Source organism: Nonomuraea sp. NPDC049421, assembly GCF_040677005.1.
Lineage (GTDB): Bacteria > Actinomycetota > Actinomycetes > Streptosporangiales > Streptosporangiaceae > Nonomuraea > Nonomuraea salmonea.
This window is the reverse complement of record NZ_JBFAQA010000044.1, coordinates 41771-58383: the sequence shown is the minus strand read 5'-3', so window position 1 is coordinate 58383 and position 16613 is coordinate 41771. Positions and strand designations below refer to the sequence as shown.

Sequence of the window (16613 nt, the reverse complement as noted above, 5' to 3'; positions counted from 1 at the left end):
TGTCGATGACGTGGGTGAGTAAAACGACGCAGTCGCGACAGCGATCGCCCGTGGATAATCGGTCTGTGTCAACCCCTGGTCCCACGTACCTCCCACCGGCCACCCAGCCCGTTCGCGGCGTGGTCTGGGGGATCCACCTGGCGCTGCCCATGCTGGGCCTCTGGCTGCTGCTGGCCAACGACCACATCAACATCCCGTGGCAGCACAACCCGAGCCACTTCTGGCTGATCATCCTGGTCGCCGGCGTCAACCTCGTGCTCGGCGTGCTCATCAGCGAGGCGTCGCGGCGGCGCGCCGACGCCCGCCTGTTCCTCGTCTCCATGGTCTTCGTGACCAACGCCGGCTTCTTCTTCCTGCACGGCCTGGCCACCCCGAAGGTCATCCTGCCCGGCGGCTCGGTGGGCTTCGACGCGGGCCAGCAGGTCGGGCTGTCGATCGCGGCGGTGTTCGCCTTCGTCTCGGCGCTGCCGCTGGGCGAGCGGGTGGCGAAGGTCGTGCTGTCGTGGCAGCACTTCATCAGGGGCGCGCTGCTCGGCGCCATGGTGCTGTGGGGCGCGGTGTCGCTGGTGCCCGGCCTGACCGCGCTGAGCGAGCCGCCCGAGGTCTCCCCGATCGACTGGCTGGTCTGGGCGTCGATCCCGGGCCTGCTGCTGTACGGCGCGGCCGGCGTGATGATGTTCCTGCTGCACAGGCGCCGCCCGTCGGCGATGCTGATCAGCCTGCTCACCGCGTACGCGCTGCTGGCCGAGTCGATGGTGGCCGGCATGTCGCAGCTCAACTGGCACCTGTCGTGGTGGGAGTGGCACCTGCTGCTGACGCTGGCCTTCGTGTTCGTCGCCTACAGCGCCTACCTGCAGTTCAGGCGCGAGGGGTCGAGCGCGGGGCTGTTCGACTCGGTGGCGCTGTCGGCGACCGTGGCCCGCATCAGGCGCGACTACGACCAGGCGCTGGAGGAGCTGGTCGAGCACGTACGCAAGGGCGAGCCGCTGGCCGCGACCCGGATGTCGGGCAAGTTCCGGCTCAACGAGGGCCAGGCGGCGGTGCTCGACCGGGCAGGCCGGGCGCTGGCCGAGGAGCGCGAGCTGTCGGAGCGGCTGTCGGCGCTGGTGGCGGTGAGCGTGCAGACGCGGGTGGGCCTGCCGGAGGACCAGCTGCTGACGACGTCGCTGGAGCGGGTGCGGCAGGCGTACGGGGATGTGAAGATCGCGCTGGTGTCCGAGGGCAAGACGCAGGTGGGCTCGCGCGACTACGCGTTCGTGGGTGACGACCCGATCAGACGTGAGGGGCTGCTGGCCTTCCCGCTGACGGTCAAGGGCAACCTGGCGGGCGTGCTGGAGGTGCCGATCGGGCGGACGAGCCAGGACGAGGCGCTGGCCGCGACGCTGGCCGGGCAGCTGTCGATCTCGCTGGAGAACGCCCGGCTCTACCAGGAGCTGCACACGCTCTTCCACCAGTACATGTCGCCGGACGTGGCGCACGCGCTGCTCGCCGACCCCGGGCAGGCGGCGCTGGGCGGCGAGGTGAAGGAGCTGACCGCGCTCTTCGCCGACCTCAAGGGCTTCACGACGTTCTCGGAGAAGGTGACGCCGGGCGAGATCGTCGAGATGCTCAACCGCTACCACACGGCGGCCGTCCCCTGCATCCTGAACAACGGCGGCACTATCGTGCAGTTCGTGGGCGACGCGCTGCTGGCGCTGTTCAACGCGCCCGCCACGCAGACGGGGCACGCGCGGGCGGCCTGCAAGGCGGCGCTGGAGATGCAGCAGGCCGCCGCCGAGGTGGCCGAGGAGATGGCCTGGCGGCGCTCCGACGAGGTGGAGTGGCCGACGTTCCGGGTGGGCGTCAACACCGGGCCCGCGCTGGTGGGCAACATCGGCAGCCCCGAGCTGCGCGGCTTCAACGCGATGGGCGACTGCGTCAACGTGGCCGCCCGCCTCCAGGCGATCGCGGAGCCCGGCACGGTGGTCATCGGTGAGACGACGTACCGGCAGCTCGGTGATGACGTGACGGTGAATTCCCTGGGGGCGCTCAGCCTCAAGGGCAAGGAGGAGCCGGTCACCGCGTACGTTCTGACGGCTTTGGAATAGAACCAGGGTTCCGTTGCCGCCATAATCGGGCGCATGGCCCCAGAACCTGGCGAGTTTCTCACCCTGCTGACCAACGAGGAGGTCGAGTCGCTGAAAGCGGCCGGCCGCCCGCGGCGGTGGGATCGCGGCACGACCATCATGACCGAGGGCGACACGTCCGACTGGGTCCTGGTGCTGCTGGACGGCCGGGTCAAGTGCTCGTCCCACACGAGCGCGGGCACCGAGGTGGTGCTGGCCGTACGCGGCCCCGGCGCGCTCATCGGCGAGCTGTCGGCCATCGACGGCTCGTCCCGCTCGACCACGGTCACCGCGCTGGAGCCCATCTCCGGCATCGTGGTCCGCGACTTCGCCACGTTCCTGGAGTCGCACGGCCGCATCGCGGTGCTGCTCATGCAGCAGGTCAGCGCCAAGCTGCGCGACTCCGACAGGAAGCGCATCGAGTACGGCGCCTTCGACACCACGGGCCGGGTCGCCACCCGGCTGCTGGAGCTGGCCGAGCGCTACGGCGAGAAGACCACCACGGGCGTCCGGGTGGCGCTGCCGCTCTCGCAGGACGAGCTGGCCGGCTGGACCGGCGCCTCCCGCGAGGCCGTCAGCAAGGCGCTGCGCACGCTGCGCGACCGCGGGCTCATCGAGACCGGCCGGCGGCGCGTGGTCATTCACGACCTGGAGGGACTGCGCAAGCGCGCCAGGTGACCACATTCCGTGACGTACGTCGTACGTCATGATGGAGGTCATGGTCGCGGTCACCCCCCACGACGCCACCCGCCTGCGCTACGCCTGGCGGGTCTGCGCGGTCACCAGCCTGGGCCTGGTCCTCATCGGCATCGCCGGCAGCACCCTGAACGTGGCGCTGCCCGCGGTCGTGCGGCACTTCCAGGCGGGCCCGCTGGAGTCGGGCTGGATCCTGCTGGCGTTCCTGCTGGTCAACACCGCGAGCCTGGTGTTCTTCGGCCGGGTGGCCGACCTGCTGGGCCGGCGCGAGGTCTATCTGGCCGGGTTCGCGCTGTTCACGCTGGCCTCGCTGCTGGCGGGGCTGTCGCCGAGCGTCGGGTTCCTGATCGCGATGCGGGTGTTACAGGCGGCCGGCGCGGCCATGATCCTGGCGAACGGCACGGTGATCATCACTGACGCGTTCCCGCCAGAGCGGCTCAGCCAGGGCATGGGCGTCTACATCGGCACGATGTCGGTCGCCCAGCTCGCCGGGCCGACCGTGGGCGGCCTCATCGCTGAGACGGCCGGCTGGCAGTGGATCTTCTGGGTGAACGTGCCCGCCGGGCTGCTCGCGCTCGGCGTCGGGGCGGCGATCTTGCGCAAGATGCCGCGGCGGCCCAGGCAGCCGGTGGACGCGCTGGGCAACGTGCTGGTGTTCGCCGCCCTGTCGGCGCTGCTGCTGGCGCTGTCGGAGGCCGGGTCGCGGGGGCCGGGCAGCCCTGTCGTGATCGTCGGGGTGGCCGTGTTCGTCGTGGCGGTGCCGCTGATCGTGGTGGCCGAGCGGCGCTCCGCGAACCCGGTGCTGGACCTGCGGTTGTTCGGCGGGCGGCTGCTGGCGTGCGCGAACCTGGCCTCGTTCTGCAACGCGCTGGCGCGCTCCGCGCTGATCCTGGTCGTGGCGCTGTACTTCCAGGCGGCGCGCGGCGTGGGCGCGTTCGAGGCGGGGCTGAGCGTGCTGCCCGTGCCGGTGGGGATCGGGCTGGCCTCGCCGATCGTGGGCATGCTGGGGCGGCGGGTGTCGCCGTACGCGCTGTCCATCGGGGGCGCACTGCTCAGCGCGGCCGGGCTCGGCACGCTGATGGTGACGGCGGGGGCGGGCACGCCGTACTGGGTGATCGGCATCGGGCTGTTCGTGGCCGGCTGCGGCAGCGGAACGTTCCTCACCGGCAACACCACGCAGGTGATGACCGCGCTGCCGGCCGGGAGCCTGGGCGTGGTCAACGGGCTGCGGGTGATGGTGATGAACGTCGGCATCGTGATCAGCGTCGGCCTGTCGCTCACCGTGCTGACCGCCTCGGTGGGGCCGGAGCTGCGTGCCCAGGTCTACGCGGGCACGCTCTCCACGCTCTCACCGGTGGCCGTGGGGCAGCTCATGGACGGCTTCCAGCGGGCGTACGCGGTGCTCTTCGCCGTGGCCCTGGCGGGCGCGGTGCTGGCGGCTCTGGCGCGGCCTCAGAGCGCGCCGGCCAGCCGCGCCTCGACCTGACGGTAACGGGCGACCGGGATGAGGTGCACCCCGGCGAACGCCCCGCTGTCGCGCAGCGCCAGCACCTGCTCGCACGCGGCCTCGACGCCCGCCGCCCGGTCGGCGGCCACCGCGGCCACGAGCTCGTCGGGGATCGCGATGTCGGGGATGGCGGCGGCCAGCGTGCGGGCGTGCCGCTCGCCGGCCAGCACCATCACGCCGGCATAGACCGGCACGTCGGCCGGATGCTCCTCGCGCCAGCGCAACTGGGCCTCCACCGAGAAGCTGACCTGGGAGAACAGGAAGTCGGCCGTACGCTTCCAGGCCGGCAGCGGGCGCAGCGCGGCGGCGGCGCCCACGTGGAAGCCGGGCGAGAACGCCCGCGCCTCCTCGATCATCGAGCGCACGGTCAGGTCGCTGGTGCGGTTGCCGCTGGTTGGCTTGTCACCGTAGACGAACAGGAACCGCTCGACCCCGTACGCGGCGGCCGTCAGCAGGTCGCGGCGGAAGCCGAGCAGGTTGCGGTCGCGCGAGTTGAGGCACGCGATGCCCCGCCCGCCCATCGCCTCGACCTCGTGCGCCACGGCCACGCTCGACACGGTGGCCCGGCCGATGTGGTTGTCGGGGATGAGGAAGGCGCTCGCGATGGTGCTCAACGTGCCGATCTGGTGCCTGACGCGCTTCAGATCGGGCCGGGTGGGTGGTTCGATCTCGCAGATCAGCTCGAAGGCCATGATCGAGACTCTAACGCCTGGCCGCGAGCGCCTCTATGCCGCTGAGTACGAGGTCGACGCACGGTCTTCGCGCAGGGGTAGGCGCGCAGGGTGCCGACCAGGCCCTGGGTGAGGTCGCGCAACTGCTCCTGCCACGGCCGATCGTCGGCCTCCTTGGGCGCGAACGGGCTGATCAGGTGGTCGGCCATGCCGATGATCAGTTGTTCCTTGTTCTTGTAGTGCCAGTAGAGGGCCATCGGGGTGACACCCAGGTCGGCGGCCAGGCGCCGGATGGTCACCGCCTCGAGCCCTTCTGCGTCACCGACCTCCAGGGGGTCTTCCTCGGCGGGCTGGCGGTCTTCACGCTGGCCTCGCTGGCGGCCGGACTCGCGACCTCCGGCGGCATGCTGATCGCCGCCCGCGCCGTGCAGGGCGTCGGCGCGGCCCTGCTCACGCCGACCACGCTGGCGCTGATCCGGCAGATCTTCACCGACCCCCGCGAGCGCGGCCGGGCCGTGGGCATCTGGAGCGCGTCGGGGCCGCTCGCGATGGCGCTCGGGCCCGTCACGGGCGGCTTCATCAGCGAGCACCTGCCCACCTGGGGCTGGATCTACCTCATCAACGTGCCCATCGGCGTGGTGACGGCCGGGCTCGCGCTGTGGGCCGTCAAGCCGGCCGGCGCGCGCGTGCGGCGCGACCTCGACCTGCCGGGCCTGGTCACGTCGGCGCTGGCCCTGTTCGCGCTGACGTACGGGCTCATCGAGGGCGAGAGCGCCGGCTGGACCTCGGCCCCGATCCTCGCCTCCCTCGGGGTGGCCGTGGTGGCGGGGGTGGCGTTCCTGCTGGCCGAGCGGCGGGCGGCGGAGCCGATGATCTCGATGTCGCTGTTCCGCTCCCGGGTGTTCTCCGGTGGCCTGCTGACGACCGGCGTCTGGACGTTCGGCGTGTTCGGCATCTACTTCTTCAGCGCCCTGTGGCTGCAGAACGTGCTCGGGCTCTCCCCCACCGCGGCCGGCGCCTCGTTCGTGCCGATGGCGCTGGTCATGGGTGTGCTGTCGGTGCTGTCACAGCGGATCGCGGCGCGGCTCGGCGTCGGCCGCACGGTCGCGCTCGGCATGGCGCTCATGAGCGCCGCGATCTTCCTGCTCTCCCGCGTCGGCGCCGACGGCACCTACGCCGACGTGGCCCCCTGGTTCATCCTGTACGGCCTCGGCGGCGGCCTCCTCGTCCCCCTGACGGCGGCCGTCCTCGACGGCATGCCGGGCGAACGCGCCGGCGTCGCCTCAGGCGCACTGAACATCTCCCGCCAGGTGTTCGGCCTGCTCGGCGTCACCGTCCTGGGGGCGATACTGAACGCCAGGCAGAGCGCGAGCGGCCTGCCGCCGGTGGCCGGCTTCCTCGACGGCTACCGGTTCACGCTGGTCATCGCGGCCGTGGTGGTGCTGGCCGGGGTGCCGATCGCCCTGTTGTCGCTGCGGCGCGACCGGCAGGCCCCGGTGGACCCCCAGCGGCCTCAGGCGGCCGCCTCCGCCGCCGTCGGGTCCTCGAACTGGGTGCGGTAGAGCTCCTCGTAGCGGCCGCCCGCCGCGAGCAGCTCGGCGTGCGTGCCGCGCTCGACCACCCGGCCGTCCTCGATCACCAGGATCAGGTCGGCCGCCCGCACGGTGGACAGCCGGTGCGCGATCACCACGGCGGTCCTGCCCTCAAGCGCCTCGCCCAGGGCCGCCTGCACCGCCGCCTCCGAGGTCGAGTCGAGCGCCGCGGTCGCCTCGTCCAGGATCACCACGCGCGGCCTGGCCAGCAGCAGCCTGGCGATCGTGAGCCGCTGGCGCTCGCCGCCCGACAGACGGTAGCCGCGCTCGCCCACCACCGTGTCGAGCCCGTCGGGCAGCGACTGGATGAGCGTGGCCAGGCGGGCGCGGGTCAGCGCGTCCCACAGGTCGTTCTCACTCGCCTCCGGCCTGGCCAGCAGCAGGTTGGCGCGGATGGTCTCGTGGAAGAGGTGGCCGTCCTGGGTGACCATGCCGAGCGTGTCGCGGATCGTGTCGGCGGTCAGGTCGCGCACGTCCACCCCGCCGAGCCGTACGGCGCCCGCGTCGACGTCGTACAGGCGGGGCAGCAGCTGCGCGATCGTGGACTTGCCCGCGCCCGACGAGCCGACCAGCGCCACCATCTGCCCTGGCTCGGCACGGAACGACACCCCGTGCAGCACCTCCTCGCCGCCACGCGAGTCGAGCACGGCCACCTCCTCAAGCGAGGCCAGCGAGACCTTGTCGGCCGAGGGGTAGGAGAAGCGCACGTCGTCGAACTCCACCGAGACCGGCCCTTCCGGCACCTCGCCGGCGCCGGGGCGCTCCTGGATGAGCGGCTTCAGGTCGAGCACCTCGAAGACGCGCTCGAAGCTGACGACCGCGCTCATGACGTCCACGCGGGCGCTGGCCAGCGCGGTCAGGGGGGCGTACAGGCGGGTGAGGAGCATGGCCATCGCCACGACCGCGCCGGGGGCGAGCTGGCCGCGCAGGGCGTAGAAGCCGCCGAGGCCGTACACGAGGGCCAGGGCCAGCGCCGAGACCAGGGTCAGCGCCGTGACGAACGCCGTCTGTGTCATGGCGGTGCGCACGCCGATGTCGCGCACCCTGCGGGCCCTGCCCGCGAACTCGGCCGACTCGTGCGCGGGCCGGCCGAACAGCTTGATCAGCGTCGCGCCCGGCGCCGAGAACCGCTCGGTCATCTGCGTGCCCATGGCGGCGTTGTGGTCGGCCGCCTCGCGCCGCAGCCGGGCGATCCTGCCGCCCATCCGCCGGGCCGGCAGCATGAAGACGGGCAGGAGCACCAGCGCGAGCAGCGTGATCTGCCACGAGATGCCGATCATCGCGACCAGTGTCAGCACCAGCGTGACCAGGTTGCCCACCACGCCGGACAGCGTGTCGGTGAAGGCCCGCTGCGCGCCGATCACGTCGTTGTTCAGGCGGCTGACCAGGGCGCCGGTGCGGGTCCTCGTGAAGAACGCGATCGGCATCTTCTGGACGTGGTCGAAGACGGCCGTACGCAGGTCGAGGATGAGGTCCTCGCCGAGCCCCGCGGAGAACCACCGGTTCAGCAGCCCCAGCCCGGCCTCGGCGATGGCCAGCCCCGCGATCAGCAGCGCCACGCTCACCACCACGCCGAGCGGCTCGCCGTTGAAGATGGCGTCCACCACCCGGCCCGCGAGCAGCGGAGAGCCCACGGCGAGGCCCGCGAGCAACACGCTGAGCAGCAGGAACAGCGTGATCTTGGTGCGGTGGGGACGGGCGAACCCGGCGATGCGGCGGAGCGTCGCCCGCGACAGCGGACGACGCTCCTGCTGGTTGTTCATCGAGTAAAGCTGGTGCCAGGCGGTCATCTCCATGCTCATGGCATGGACAGTACGACCTCTACTTAAGTTGAGGTCAACCGCCGATCTTCCTGCCCTTGCCGTGCCAGACCACCGCCACCGCGGGGCGCGGCTGGTCGCCGTCGGGCCAGCGGCTGCCGGGGTTGTCCGGCGTGGCGCCGTCGATCTCGCCCGGGTGCTGCACCGCCACGAACACGCTGCGCTGGTCGCTCGTCACCAGCGGGCCGCAGGTCTCCGCGCCCACCGGGACCGTCAGGAACTGGCGCAGGTGACCCCGCTCCTTACCCTCGACCGGCATCACGAACAGGCCGTCGTTGGAGCCCAGCTCGTTGCCGTCCGTGGAGATCCACAGGTTGCCGTCCTTGTCGAACGTCACGTTGTCCGGGCAGGAGATCGGCGAGACCTTGCTCTTGTCGTACCCGGCGAAGTAGGTCGTGGCGTCCTTCGGGTCGCCGCAGACCAGCACCAGCGACCAGGCGAAGCGCCGCGCGCCCGCGTCGTCGCGGCGCTCGGTGATCTCCAGCACGTGGCCGTGCTTGTTCGAAGGGCGCGGGTTGGCCTCGTCCACCTGGGCGGGGGTGCGGTTGGTGTTGTTGGTCAGCGCCACGAACACGCCGCCGGTGACCGGGTTGCGCTCGATGTCCTCGGGCCTGTCCATCTTCGTGGCGCCGACCTTGTCGGCCGCGACCCGCGTGTAGACCAGCACCTCGGCCGCCGACATGCCCTTCACGTACGACCGGTCGCCCGACACCAGCGGGATCCACTCGCCCGAGCCGTCGAACTCCTTGTCCTTCGGCAGCTTGCCCGACCCGTCGATCTCCTTCTCGGGGCTGTCGCCGGTGAACTTGGCGACGTACAGGGTGCCCTCGTCCAGCAGCGAGCGGTTGTGCCGGTCGTTGCCCGGCCGGTAGCGATCCTTGGAGACGAACTTGTAGATGTACTCGAACCGCGAGTCGTCCCCCATGTAGACGACCAGGTGGCCGTCGCGGGACAGCGTGGTCGTCGCCGCCTCGTGCTTGAACCGGCCGAGCGCGGTGCGCTTGACCGGCGTGGAGTCGGGGTCGAACGGGTCGATCTCCACGATCCACCCGAAGCGGTTGGCCTCGTGCGGATGCTTGGCCAGGTCGAAGCGCTCCTCCACCCGGTCGAAGCGGCGGCTCTCCTCGGGCACGCCCGTCGTGATCGTGTAGCGCTCGATGTACGGCTTCTGCGCCGCGGGCACCTTGTCGCCGTTGACGAAGTACTGGTCGACGTTCTCCTCGGCGGTCAGCACCGTCTTCCACGGCGTGGTGCCGCCCGAGCAGTTGTTCAGCATGCCGATGGGCGTGCGGCCCTTCGGGTCGGCGGCCGTGCGCAGCAGTTCGTGCCCGGCCGCGGGGCCGGTGAAGCGCATCTTGGTCTGCGCCGTGATGCGCCGGTTGTAGCGGCGGCGCCCCTTGGTCACCAGCTTCCACTGGCCGCTGCCGCCGGCCCGCTCGATCTCCACGACCGAGCCGCCGTGCGCGGCCAGCCCGATCCTGATCTGCTCCTCGGTCGCCTCAGCGCCGCCGGTGTAGCCGCGGAACATGAGGCTCTCGTCGGTGTACTCATGGTTGACCCACATCAGCGCCCGATCGTCGCCCATGGGGAACAGCGTCACGTAGTCGCAGTTGTAGCCGAACTGCTTGCCCTGCGCCTCAGGCGTCTGGCCGTCGAAGTCGAACTCCGGCGCGTCGGGCAGCACCGGGTCGCCCCAGCGCACCACCACCGAGGACTTGTAGCCGTCGGGGACGCGCAGCGCGTCCTCCTTGTTCGGCGGCACCGGGGTGAAGCGCAGGTCGGAACGGCCGCCGCCCGGCCTGCCAGGACGGGCCGCCGCCGGCTCCGCCTGCCCGTCCGCGAGCGCCGGCACCGCCCCCGCGAGGCCCGCACCCGCGACCAGCGCGCCGAGCGCGCCCGCCCGCAGCACGCCGCGGCGCGACAGGGCCTCCTTAACCACGTCGCCGAAGTAGGCGTTGTCCGTGGTGTTGGCCACGTCGTGAGCGCACGCGTTGCCGCAGCGGAACTGACAGGTCAGCGCGGAACGGCCACCTTTGTGCGGGGTGGAAAGCAGCGGTAGCAGCCGGCCTCCCGCGTTGGGGTTCGCCACAGGTCCTCCAGGAAAAAGCGCAGTTGTACGGCGGGGAGGCTACGGGCGCCGTCGAAACCGCGGGTGAACGACGACCTCCATCCCGATGAACGCTGACAGGGAGACAATGGTGAGGTGCCTCCACGCAAGCTGGACCAGGAAAAGCTGAGAGCCGCGCTCGACGGCCAGCTCGTCGCCCTCGACGAGCCCCCCTACGACGGCCCCGCCTCCGCGCTCCCCGACGCGCTCGTCGCCGCCGTGCTCGCCGCCTACGACCGCGGGCTGCGGCCGGAACGCGACGCCGCCAGGCAGGCCGTGCGCCACCTGCTCGACAAGCTCGCCACCGCCGCGCCGGGCCGCACCGTCGAGGTGCGCGTGCCGCCGTACGCCGCCGTCCAGGCCGTCGCGGGGCCCCGCCACACGCGCGGCACCCCGCCCAACGTCGTCGAGATGGACGGCCGCACCTGGATCGAGCTCGCGCTCGGGCACCTCACCTGGGACGAAGCGGTCGCCAAGGGCGCCGTCTCCGCCAGCGGCTCCCGCGCCGACCTCTCGGCCCACCTGCCGCTCTAGCCCCTACCTGGTGCCGCTCATCCACGGGAACTTCGACTCGAAGCACCGGTCCGCCATCGGGCTCGGCAACTGGGCGCACTCCTGCACGACGTTCCAGAACCAGATCGCCACGATCGCGAACAGGACCAGCGACAGCGCGCTGATCACGATGCCGGCGATCGCGCGGCCCTTGCCCACCCGCTTGGCCAGGGCCACGCAGCCGAAGATGATCGACAGGATGGCGGTGATCAGGCCCGTGAAGCAGACGAACACCAGGAACGGGCTCGCCACGCCCAGCACGAGCGAGGCCGTCGCCAGGCCGCTGCCAGGGCGGGGCTGCTGGTAGGGGCCGTACTGGCCGTACTGGCCGCCTGAGGGGCCGTAGGGCGTGCCTGGGGGCGGGGGCGGCGGGTAGCCGGGCGGGCCGCCGTACGGGCTGGAGGGCGTCGTCCCCGGGATCGTCTGGTCCTCGTCCTGCCGATACGCCTGGTCGCGTCGCTCCTGCTCCTCGCCAGGATGCGCCTGGTCGCCGCGGTACTCCCCCGCCCCGTGCGGCGGCGTGCCTGCCGGTCCTCCGCCGGGCGGCGGCGTGCCCGCCTGGCCGCCCTCCCAGCGCGAGCTCTCGCCCGGCGGCGCGAAGTGCGGCTGGTCGCCCTGCTCGTAGCGTGAGGGCTGCTGCCTGCCCGGCGGCTCACCCTCCTCCTGCTCCCGCCCCCACCCCGGATAGGTGGGCGTCGCCCCGGGGATCGGGAACACCTGCGTCTCCTCCACGTCCCGCCGCACGGGCTGCACGGGCTGTGAGGTCTCGGACGGACCCGCGCCGGTCGGCTGCGGCGTCTCGGGGGCCGTCGGCAGGTCGGGATGGGAGGGTTGCCCGGATGGTCTGGGCTCGTGGGTCGGCGGCACATCGGGCGGCGGCACCACGGGCGGCGCGGGCGCGATCGGCTCGTCCGCCGGCTCCCTGGGCTCCGCACCGGGCCGCGGCTCCTCACCCGGCCGCCTGGGCTCCTCACCGGGCCGCCTGGGCTCCTCGCCCGGGCGCTCAGGCTCCTCGTCGGACCGGTCGTCCGGCAGGGTGCCCTCGCTCCACCACTCTGATTCCTGCTGGTGCTCTGGACGCCGGTCCTGCCCCGGGCGGGGCTCGTTGGGGTCCCCAGGTGTGGTCACGTCTGCGTCTCCCGACGGGTCTGCATGCCGGATAGTTCACCCTTTCGCGGAGAGCGCCCGCTAAACCGCACGACACGGTAAGAGCATCCTCATCTCTGGGTCACCGTGTGACAAAACGTCAGGGAACGAGTAAGGAACGGCCGGGCGACGAGCGCGTGACCGAACCGGAGCACGGTACGAATGCGGCCAGGTCAACGCATGCCCGCAGATTCACCCCCAGGTGTGCGAGCACGGAAGCGCCCAACCTAGACTGAGGCATGTGCTGAAGGGCGACGGCCGGCTCGGCCATGACCTGGACCCCCACGACCGCGCACCTAAAGACGCCTGTGGCGTCTTCGGCGTCTGGGCTCCGGGCGAGGAAGTTTCCAAACTCACCTACTACGGGCTGTACGCGTTGCAGCACCGCGGACAGGAGTCCGCGGGCATCGCGGTCAGCGAGGGCAGCCGCATTCTCGTCTACAAGGACATGGGCCTGGTGGCCCAGGTCTTCGACGAGTCGGTGCTCAGCACCCTGCGCGGCCACCTGGCCATCGGACACTGCCGCTACTCCACGACCGGCTCCAGCGTGTGGGAGAACGCGCAACCCACGCTGAGCTCCACCGAGGAGGGCGGCCTCGCGCTGGCCCACAACGGCAACCTGATCAACACCCCTGAGCTGGCGCAGCGCCTGGCTCCCGGCTCCACGCGCGCCACCACCGACACCGAGGTCCTGACGACCCTGCTCGCGCAGGACCGCAGCAGGTCCGTCGAGGACGCGGCGGCCGAGCTGCTCCCGCAGGTCAAGGGCGCCTACTCGCTGGTCTTCATGGACGAGCGCACGCTGTACGCGGCCCGCGACCCGCAGGGCATCCGCCCGATGGTGCTCGGCCGCCTGGAGCGCGGCTGGGTGGTGGCCTCGGAGACGGCGGCCCTCGACATCGTGGGCGCGACGTTCGTCCGCGAGATCGAGCCGGGCGAGCTGCTGACGATCGACGAGCGCGGGGTCAGGTCCCGCCGCTTCGCGCTCGCCGAGCCGAAGGGCTGCCTGTTCGAGTACGTCTACCTCGCCCGCCCCGACACCACCATCGCCGGTCGCGGCGTGCAGGTCACCCGGGTCGAGGTGGGCCGCGTGCTGGCCAGGGAGCACCCGGTGGAGGCCGACCTGGTCATCCCGACCCCCGAGTCGGGCACGCCGGCGGCGGTCGGCTACGCCGAGGAGAGCGGCATCCCCTACGGCCAGGGCCTGGTGAAGAACTCCTACGTGGGCCGTACGTTCATCCAGCCCTCGCAGACCATCCGCCAGCTCGGCATCAGGCTCAAGCTCAACCCGCTGCGCGAGGTCGTGGAGGGCAAGCGGCTGGTCGTCGTGGACGACTCGATCGTGCGCGGCAACACGCAGCGGGCCATCGTCAGGATGCTGCGGGAGGCGGGGGCACGCGAGGTGCACGTCCGCATCTCGTCGCCGCCGGTGGCCTGGCCGTGCTTCTACGGCATCGACTTCGCCACCAGGGCGGAGCTGATCGCGGGCTCGCTGACGGTGGAGGAGATCAGGGCCTCGCTGGGCGCCGACTCGCTCGGCTACATCTCCCTCGAGGGGCTGACCAAGGCCACCACCATCCCGTCCGACCGGCTCTGCCGGGCCTGCTTCACGGGCGAGTACCCGATCCCGATCGACCAGGACAACGTGGGCAAGTTCGTGTTGGAGAGCAAGGCGTGAGTACGTACGAGGCGGCGGGCGTCGACATCGAGGCGGGCGAGCGGGCCGTCGCGCTGATGAAGGACAAGGTGGCGCGCTCGCGGCGGCCCGAGGTGGTCGACGACGCGAGCGGCTTCGCCGGTCTCTTCGACGCCTCGGCGCTGCTGCGCTACAAGCGGCCGCTGCTGGCGTCGTCCACCGACGGCGTCGGCACCAAGGTGATGCTCGCCCAGCGTTACGGCAAGCACGACACGATCGGCATCGACCTGGTCGGCATGGTCCTCGACGACCTGGTGGTGTGCGGGGCCGAGCCGCTGTTCATGACCGACTACGTGGCCTGCGGCAAGGTGGTGCCCGAGCGCATCGCCGAGATCGTCGGCGGCGTGGCGGAGGGCTGCCGGCTCGCCGGGGCGGCGCTGGTGGGCGGCGAGACGGCCGAGCACCCCGGCGCGATGGGCCCCGACGAATACGACCTCGCGGGCGCCGGCACCGGCGTCGTCGAGGCCGACGCGCTGCTCGGCCCCGACCGGGTCGAGGCGGGCGACGTGGTGCTGGGGCTGGCGTCGTCGGGGGTGCACTCCAACGGCTACTCGCTCGTACGCCACGTGCTGCGCGAGGCTGACCTGTCGCTCGACGCGGTCCTGCCCGAGCTGGGCCGGCCGCTCGGCGAGGAGCTGCTGGAGCCGACGCGCATCTACGCGCTCGACTGCCTGGAGCTGGCCAGGCAGGTGGAGGTGCACGCGTACGCGCACATCACCGGCGGCGGCATCGAGGGCAACCTGGCCCGCTCGCTGCCCGGACACCTCGACGCGGTGCTCGACCGCTCGTCGTGGACGCCTCCGGCGATCTTCGGCGTGCTGGCGGGCCACGGCCGCATCGCCCAGCAGGACATGGACAAGACGTTCAACCTCGGCGTCGGCATGGCCGCGATCGTCCCGGCCGGCGCGGCCGACGCGGCGATCAGGCTGCTGGCCGGGCGCGGTCTCGACGCCTGGGTGCTGGGCGAGGTCGTGCCGGGCGGCGGGCAGGCCCGCTACCGCTGACCACGCACAGATGGCCCGGCCGTGGAACGGCCGGGCCATTGTGCTGAAGAACGTGACGAAAGCCCCACGGTCACCCGTGGGGCCCGACGAGCGTGAACGAGGTTCCGGCGTGCCCACGCCGAGTCCTCGATCACATCAACCGGTCAGTGCAACCGGTCGCAGCAACCAGGAGAACGGCTATCGGCGGCCGGACGTACGGCCATCGTCGTCGTCTCCGGCGCCATAGTCATCGGCGTAATCGGCATAGCGATCAGCCAGCTCATCGTTGAGGTCGTCGGCGTCGTCATTGCGGCTGGAGTCTCCGACCCCGAGTTCGTCGCGAAGACGGTCAAGATCCGTGCCACCGCTGTTGTACTTCAGCTGGCGAGCAACCTTGACCTGCTTGGCCTTTGCTCGGCCGCGCCCCATTGGCTCGACCCCCTCGTGTGGGGTCGTCCCCGACCCCTCGTCGCTAACGCACCACTCACTGACGCCGCCTGACTTTGGGCGTCAGCCTATCGTTCGCCTATTACCGTACCTGTTTTGTGCCCAGCTCGGTACGTCGTATGGGCGCGGGGCGTCAGTGGCCCAGCCAAATGGCCCGAATACGCCCGACTTCCGACATTCTGCGCTCGGCCAGCCTATCCGCTGCCACGGCGGGAGGAACGCCCTCCTCTGCCGCGATCGCGAAGATCTTCAGAGTCGTGTCGTAGATCTGGGCCGCCTTCGACCTGGCGCGTTCCATGTCGAAGCCGCCGATCTCGTCGGCGACCTGGATCACGCCGCCGGAGTTGACGACGTAGTCGGGCGCGTAGAGGATGCCGCGTTCGGCGAGTTGCTTCTCGACGCCGGGATGGGCGAGCTGGTTGTTGGCCGCACCACAGACGATCTTGGCGCGCAGCCCCGCCACCGAGTCGTCGTCGAGCGCGCCGCCCAGCGCGCAGGGCGCGAACACGTCGATGTCGGAGGTCATGAGCGCCCGCGCGTCGGCCACCACGCCGACCTCGGGATGACGCAGCCGCACCCGCTCGATCGCCTGGGGCGAGACGTCGCAGATCACGACCTCGGCGCCGTCCTCGCGCAGCAGCTCGACCAGGCGGTGGCCCACCTTGCCGACCCCCTCGACGCCGACCCGCCTGCCGCGCAGCGACGGCGTGCCGTAGACGCGCTCGGCGGAGGCGCGCATGCCCTGGAACACGCCGAAGGCGGTGAGGATCGAGGAGTCGCCGGCGCCGCCGTGGGCCACCGTGCGTCCGGTGACGAAGCGGCACTCGCGGGCGACGATGTCCATGTCCTCGCTGTAGGTGCCCACGTCGCAGGCGGTGATGTAGCGCCCGCCGAGCGACTGGACGAACCTGCCGTACGCGCGCAGCAGCGCCTCGCTCTTGTCACGGGCCGGGTCGCCGATGATGACGGCCTTGCCCCCGCCCAGGTCGAGGCCGGCCAGCGCGTTCTTGTAGGCCATGCCCTTGGCGAGGTTGAGCACGTCGGTCAGGGCCTCCTGCTCGCTGCCGTACGGGTAGAACCGCGTGCCCCCGAGGGCAGGGCCGAGGGCCGTGTTGTGGATGGCGATGATGGCACGCAGGCCGCTCTGCTCGTCGGCGCAGAAGACGACCTGCTCGTGGACGTCCTTGTGGGACGCTCCGAAGACGTCGGTCACGGTAGTGACTCCCTGTCCGGTCCACCGCTCCTTTGCGGCGGAGATCACCTCACAGAGTAGTAAGAGACACGACGGTGC

General features: G+C 71.5%; 14 protein-coding genes. 7 read left to right on the top strand and 7 right to left on the bottom strand.

All coding sequences use genetic code 11. The features are described 5' to 3' along the window. Positions 1-65 precede the first annotated feature (65 nt). From AB0K18_RS46180 to AB0K18_RS46170, 3 genes are read left to right on the top strand one after another with little or no spacing between them, the layout of a single operon-like run. On the top strand, positions 66-2087 hold the full coding sequence (locus tag AB0K18_RS46180) for an adenylate/guanylate cyclase domain-containing protein (RefSeq protein WP_364928259.1): 2022 nt from the start codon (positions 66-68) through the stop codon (positions 2085-2087). Between the two features lie 33 nt (positions 2088-2120). Then, entirely contained in the window at positions 2121-2783 is a 663-nt protein-coding gene (locus tag AB0K18_RS46175; protein WP_364928256.1) for a Crp/Fnr family transcriptional regulator, read from the top strand. Between the two features lie 40 nt (positions 2784-2823). Beyond that, complete coding sequence (locus AB0K18_RS46170) at positions 2824-4287, top strand: MFS transporter (RefSeq protein ID WP_364928254.1); 1464 nt, start codon at positions 2824-2826, stop codon at positions 4285-4287. Here the strand turns inward: AB0K18_RS46170 and AB0K18_RS46165 are convergent. Both AB0K18_RS46165 and AB0K18_RS46160 read right to left on the bottom strand, forming a co-directional pair. Beyond that, the gene (locus AB0K18_RS46165; RefSeq protein ID WP_364928251.1) at positions 4254-5000 is read right to left on the bottom strand and encodes a methylenetetrahydrofolate reductase; all 747 of its coding nucleotides are present in this window, start codon (positions 4998-5000) and stop codon (positions 4254-4256) included. The two genes, AB0K18_RS46170 and AB0K18_RS46165, sit on opposite strands and share 34 nt — an antisense overlap. Then, entirely contained in the window at positions 4985-5278 is a 294-nt protein-coding gene (locus AB0K18_RS46160) for a TetR family transcriptional regulator (RefSeq protein ID WP_364928249.1), read from the bottom strand. Before AB0K18_RS46160 ends, AB0K18_RS46165 begins: the two co-directional genes overlap by 16 nt. Between AB0K18_RS46160 and AB0K18_RS46155 the strand changes: the two genes are divergently transcribed. Beyond that, on the top strand, positions 5219-6541 hold the full coding sequence (locus tag AB0K18_RS46155; RefSeq protein ID WP_364928246.1) for an MFS transporter: 1323 nt from the start codon (positions 5219-5221) through the stop codon (positions 6539-6541). The genes AB0K18_RS46160 and AB0K18_RS46155 overlap by 60 nt on opposite strands. Here the strand turns inward: AB0K18_RS46155 and AB0K18_RS46150 are convergent. Both AB0K18_RS46150 and AB0K18_RS46145 read right to left on the bottom strand, forming a co-directional pair. Then, on the bottom strand, positions 6493-8373 hold the full coding sequence (locus AB0K18_RS46150) for an ABC transporter ATP-binding protein (protein ID WP_364928244.1): 1881 nt from the start codon (positions 8371-8373) through the stop codon (positions 6493-6495). The two genes, AB0K18_RS46155 and AB0K18_RS46150, sit on opposite strands and share 49 nt — an antisense overlap. Before the next feature lie 34 nt (positions 8374-8407). Further along, the gene (locus tag AB0K18_RS46145) at positions 8408-10480 is read right to left on the bottom strand and encodes a PhoX family phosphatase (protein WP_364928242.1); all 2073 of its coding nucleotides are present in this window, start codon (positions 10478-10480) and stop codon (positions 8408-8410) included. A gap of 114 nt (positions 10481-10594) precedes the next feature. Between AB0K18_RS46145 and AB0K18_RS46140 the strand changes: the two genes are divergently transcribed. Next, on the top strand, positions 10595-11032 hold the full coding sequence (locus AB0K18_RS46140; protein WP_364928239.1) for a sterol carrier family protein: 438 nt from the start codon (positions 10595-10597) through the stop codon (positions 11030-11032). Positions 11033-11035: 3 nt separating this feature from the next. Here AB0K18_RS46140 and AB0K18_RS46135 read toward each other — a convergent pair whose 3' ends face one another. Then, positions 11036-12178: a DUF4190 domain-containing protein gene (locus AB0K18_RS46135; RefSeq protein WP_364928236.1), complete on the bottom strand. Its 1143-nt coding sequence runs from the start codon at positions 12176-12178 to the stop codon at positions 11036-11038. Positions 12179-12437: 259 nt separating this feature from the next. Here AB0K18_RS46135 and purF point away from each other — a divergent pair, with 259 nt between their 5' ends. Both purF and purM read left to right on the top strand, forming a co-directional pair. Further along, a complete protein-coding gene (gene purF, locus AB0K18_RS46130) occupies positions 12438-13874 on the top strand; it encodes an amidophosphoribosyltransferase (protein WP_364384210.1) in 1437 nt (478 codons plus the stop codon). Beyond that, positions 13871-14896, top strand: coding sequence for a phosphoribosylformylglycinamidine cyclo-ligase (gene purM, locus AB0K18_RS46125; protein ID WP_364928233.1), 1026 nt, complete (start codon positions 13871-13873; stop codon positions 14894-14896). Before purF ends, purM begins: the two co-directional genes overlap by 4 nt. A gap of 177 nt (positions 14897-15073) precedes the next feature. On the opposite strand, the gene AB0K18_RS46120 is transcribed toward purM, so the two are convergent. Both AB0K18_RS46120 and AB0K18_RS46115 read right to left on the bottom strand, forming a co-directional pair. Then, on the bottom strand, positions 15074-15304 hold the full coding sequence (locus tag AB0K18_RS46120; RefSeq protein ID WP_080047438.1) for a DUF3073 domain-containing protein: 231 nt from the start codon (positions 15302-15304) through the stop codon (positions 15074-15076). Between the two features lie 151 nt (positions 15305-15455). Beyond that, positions 15456-16535 (bottom strand): Glu/Leu/Phe/Val dehydrogenase dimerization domain-containing protein, encoded by a 1080-nt coding sequence (locus tag AB0K18_RS46115; protein ID WP_364928230.1) that lies wholly within the window; start codon positions 16533-16535, stop codon positions 15456-15458. Positions 16536-16613: the final 78 nt, after the last annotated feature.